2 protein-coding genes and 1 pseudogene are annotated in these 4,463 nt (G+C 67.7%); all 3 read right to left on the reverse strand.

From position 1 onward, the window contains the following. On the reverse strand, nt 1-1,382 hold a 1,382-nt coding region (locus tag GH664_RS21895), incomplete at its 3' end, for an NAD(P)/FAD-dependent oxidoreductase (protein WP_153170233.1). Between the two features lie 10 nt (nt 1,383-1,392). Further along, nucleotides 1,393-3,081 carry a dihydrolipoyllysine-residue acetyltransferase gene (gene aceF / locus GH664_RS21900; protein WP_153170234.1) on the reverse strand — a complete coding sequence of 563 codons (1,689 nt, stop codon included), beginning with the start codon at nt 3,079-3,081 and terminating at the stop codon, nt 1,393-1,395. A 20-nt stretch (nt 3,082-3,101) separates the two neighbouring features. After that, a pseudogene (aceE, locus tag GH664_RS21905) lies at nt 3,102-4,463 on the reverse strand (pyruvate dehydrogenase (acetyl-transferring), homodimeric type); the annotation flags it as partial.

A 4,463-nucleotide genomic window follows, 5' to 3' on the forward strand; every position in this document is an offset into this window, starting at 1 on the left:
ATCACGGTCGCATCGAAGGCGGATTTGTGGCCTGCGGCGACTTCGGCCGCCACGTGCGCCTCATGCACCGCCTTGTGGGCGAGCATGGGCTGGCCGACGATGTCGCCGATCGCAAAGATGTGCGCCACGTTGGTGCGCATCTGTGCATCCACCGGGATGAAGCCGCGCTCGCCGACGATCACGCCCGCCTTGTCGGCGCCGATCTTTTTGCCGTTGGGCGAGCGGCCCGCCGACTGCAGGATCATGTCGTAGCGCACCGGCCCGGCCGGTGCGGCGTCGCCTTCGAACGTCACATACAGGCCATCGTCCTTCGCCTCGACGGCGACGGTCTTGGTCTTGAGCATGATCTTGTCGAAGCGGTGCGCGTTCTGCTTTTCCCACACCTTGACCGCGTCGCGGTCCGGGCCCTGCATCAGGCCGTCGAGCATCTCGACCACGTCGATGCGCGCGCCCAGCGTGGAATACACCGTGGCCATCTCCAGGCCGATGATGCCGCCGCCGATCACCAGCATCTTCTGCGGCACCTGGCGCAGCTCGAGCGCGCCGGTCGAATCCACGATGCGCGGATCGCGCGGCAGGAAGGGCAGGTGCACCGCGGCCGAACCGGCGGCGATGATGCACTGCTTGAACTTCACCACCTTCTTCGCGCCGGTCTTGTCCTGCGCGCCGCCGGTCGTCTCCTCGACTTCCAGGTGATGCGGGTCGAGGAAGCTGCCGTAGCCGCGGATGATGTCGACCTTGCGCGCCTTGGCCATGCCCGAGAGCCCGCCGGTGAGCTTGCCGATCACGCCGTCCTTGTGCTTGCGAAGTGCATCGACATCGACCGACGGCTTGGCGAACTGGATGCCGGCCGTATGCACATGCTCGGCCTCCTCGATCACCGCGGCGACGTGCAGCAGCGCCTTGGACGGGATGCAGCCCACGTTCAGGCACACGCCACCGAGTGTCGAATAGCGCTCGATGATCGCCGTCTTCAGACCCAGGTCCGCGGCGCGGAAGGCGGCCGAGTAGCCGCCGGGGCCGGCGCCGAGCACGACCATGTCGTACTCGACATCGGCCGCGCCGCCGTGCGCGGCCGCCGCCGGGGCGGCGACCGGGGCCGCTGCGGGTGCCGCGGCCGGGGCAGGCGCTGCGGCTGCGGCACCGGCCGCCTCGATCTTCAGCAGCACCGCACCTTCGCCGACCTTGTCGCCCAGATTGACGAGCACTTCCTTGACCACGCCGGCGGCCGAGGAGGGCACGTCCATGGTGGCCTTGTCGGACTCGAGCGTGCAGATCGCATCGTCCACGTTGATGCTGTCGCCGACCTTCACGAACAGCTCGATCACCGGCACCGCATCGAAATCGCCGATGTCCGGCACCTTCACTTCCACGAGACTCATGGCGATCTCCTTACAGCATCACGCGGCGGAAGTCCGCCAGCAGTTGCGCGAGGTACACGTTGAAGCGGGTGGCCAGCGCGCCGTCGATGACGCGGTGATCCGCGGTCAGCGACATCGGCAGCGTGAGCCGCGGCACGAACGCCTTGCCGTCCCACACCGGCTTCATCACCGACTTGTTCACCCCGAGGATGGCCACTTCGGGCGCATTGACGATGGGCGCGAAGTAGGTGCCACCGATGCCGCCCAGCGAGCTGATCGTGAAGCAGGCCCCCGACATGTCGGCCGGACCGAGCTTGCCGTCGCGCGCCTTCTTGGCCAGCGCGCCGGTCTCGGCGGCGATGTCGAACACGCTCTTCTTGTCGGCGTCCTTCACCACCGGCACCACCAGGCCGTTGGGGGTGTCGGCCGCAAACGCGATGTTGAAGTACTTCTTGTAGACCAGGTTGTCCCCATCGAGGCTGGTGTTGAACTCGGGGAACTCCTGCAGCGCGCGCACCGAGGCCTTGATGATGAAGGCGAGCATGGTGAGCTTCTTGCCCGATTTCTCGTACTCCTTGTTCATCTGCACCCGGAAGGCTTCCAGGTCGGTGATGTCGGCGTCCTCGTGGTAGGTCACCGCCGGGATCATCACCCAGTTGCGGGCGAGGTTCTGGCCGGAGATCTTCTTGATGCGCGAGAGCGGCTTGACTTCGATCTCGCCGAACTTGGCGAAGTCGACCTTGGGCCACGGCAGCAGATCGAGGCCACCCAACTGAGCACCCCCCAGGGACGCACCCGCGGCCGCAGCCGCCGGGGTCTTGCCCGGGACCACGCCGCTGGTCATTGCCGCCTTGATGAAGCCGGCGACGTCTTCCTTGAGGATGCGACCCTTCGGACCGGTGGCCTTGACCTGGCCGAGATCGACGCCGAGCTCGCGGGCGAACGCACGCACGGACGGGCTGGCGTGCACCTTGCCGCCGACCTTGACCGCGGACGGCGCCGCGGCCGGCATCGCCGCCGGGGCGCTGGCGGCGGGACCGCCGTCGGCCAGCGGGGCCGGCGAGGGGGCCGCGACCGCCGCGGGCGCGGCGGCAGCCGGTGCGACCGGGATCGCGGCGGCAGCACCGCCCGCGGTCTCGAGCTTGAGCAGCACGCTGCCTTCGCCGACCTTGTCGCCGACGCTGACCAGCACTTCCTTCACCACGCCGGCATGCGAGGACGGCACGTCCATGGTGGCCTTGTCGGATTCGAGCGTGGCGATGGCGTCATCGACCTTGATCGTGTCGCCGACCTTCACGAACAGCTCGATCACCGGCACGGCGTCGAAGTCGCCGATGTCGGGCACCTTGACCTCGACCACGCCACCGGCCACAGCCGGGGCGGCCGCAGTCGCCGGCGCCGCAGCCGCAGCCGGAGCAGGGGCGGGCGCAGCAGCCGGAACCGGTGCAGGGGCGGCAGCGGGCGCGCTCGCAGCGGCGCCAGCCGCCTCGACCTTGATCAGCACGCTGCCCTCGGACACCTTGTCGCCGATATTGACCCGCACTTCCTTGACCACGCCGGCGGCCGAGGACGGCACGTCCATCGTCGCCTTGTCCGATTCGAGCGTCGCGATCGCGTCATCGACGGCGATCGTGTCGCCGACCTTCACGAACAGCTCGATCACCGGCACCGCGTCGAAGTCGCCGATGTCCGGAACCTTCACTTCAATGAGTTGGCTCATGTTCTTGTCTCCTTGCGCGCTCAGACCGACATCGGGTTCGGCTTGGCCGGGTCGAGGTTGTACTTGACCATCGCCGCGGCGACCTTGTCGCGGGCGATCACGCCCTCATCGGCCAGCGCCTTGAGCGCCGCCAGCGTCACCCAGTGCCGATCCACCTCGAAGAAGTGGCGCAGGTTCTCGCGCGTGTCCGAGCGCCCGAAGCCGTCGGTGCCCAGCGTGACGTAGGTGTTCTTCACGAACGGACGGATCTGCTCGGGGAACAGGCGGATGTAGTCGGTGGCGGCGATGACCGGGCCCTGCGCGCCGTCGAGCTTCTGCGCGACGTGCGACGTGCGGGGCGCTTCCATCGGGTGCAGCAGGTTCCAGCGCTCGACCGCCTGGCCGTCGCGGGCGAGCTCGTTGAAGCTCGGGGCGCCCCACAGGTCGGCTTCCACCCCCCAGTCGGCCTTGAGCAGGTCGGCCGCGGCGATCACCTCGCGCAGGATCGTGCCCGAACCCATCAACTGCACGCGCGGACCGCTGCTGTCGGTGCCCTTGCGCAAGGCATACAGGCCCTTGAGGATGTCGGCTTCCGCGCCCACCGGCATCTCGGGATGTTCGTAGTTCTCGTTCATCACCGTGATGTAGTAGTAGATGTCCTCCTGCTCGGCGAACATGCGGCGCAGGCCGTCCTGCACGATCACCGCGACCTCGTACTGGAAGGTCGGGTCGTAGCTCACGCAGTTGGGGATCATGTTGGCCATCAGCAGGCTGTGGCCGTCCTCGTGCTGCAGGCCTTCGCCGTTGAGCGTGGTGCGCCCGGCGGTGCCCCCGATCAGGAAGCCGCGGGTGCGCTGGTCGGCGGCCGCCCAGCACAGGTCCATCGTGCGCTGCAGGCCGAACATCGAATAGAAGATGTAGAACGGGATCATCTGCACGCCGTGCACACTGTACGCGGTGCCCGCGGCGATCCAGTCGGCCATCGCGCCGGCCTCGTTGATGCCTTCCTGCAGCACCTGGCCGGTCTTGCTCTCCTTGTAGAACATGAGCTGGTCATGGTCCTCGGGGACGTAGTTCTGGCCTTCCTGGTTCCAGATGCCGTACTGGCGGAACATGCCTTCCATGCCGAAGGTACGGCTCTCGTCGGGCACGATCGGCACGATGTGGCGGCCGAGCTGCTTATCCTTCAGGAGCGTGTTCATGATGCGCACGATCGCCATCGTGGTCGACAGCTCGCGGCCTTCGCCCGAGGCCTTCAGCAGCGCGGCGAAGGTCTCCAGCGCGGGCACGGCCAGCGGCGCGGCCTTGGTGCGGCGCTGGGGCAGGAAGCCGCCCAGATCCATGCGCCGCTGCATCATGTACTTGTATTCGGGCGAGCCTTCGGCGAACTTCAGGTAGGGCAG

It is taken from the genome of Thauera sp. 2A1, assembly GCF_009469595.2.
In the GTDB taxonomy this organism is placed as follows: domain Bacteria; phylum Pseudomonadota; class Gammaproteobacteria; order Burkholderiales; family Rhodocyclaceae; genus Thauera.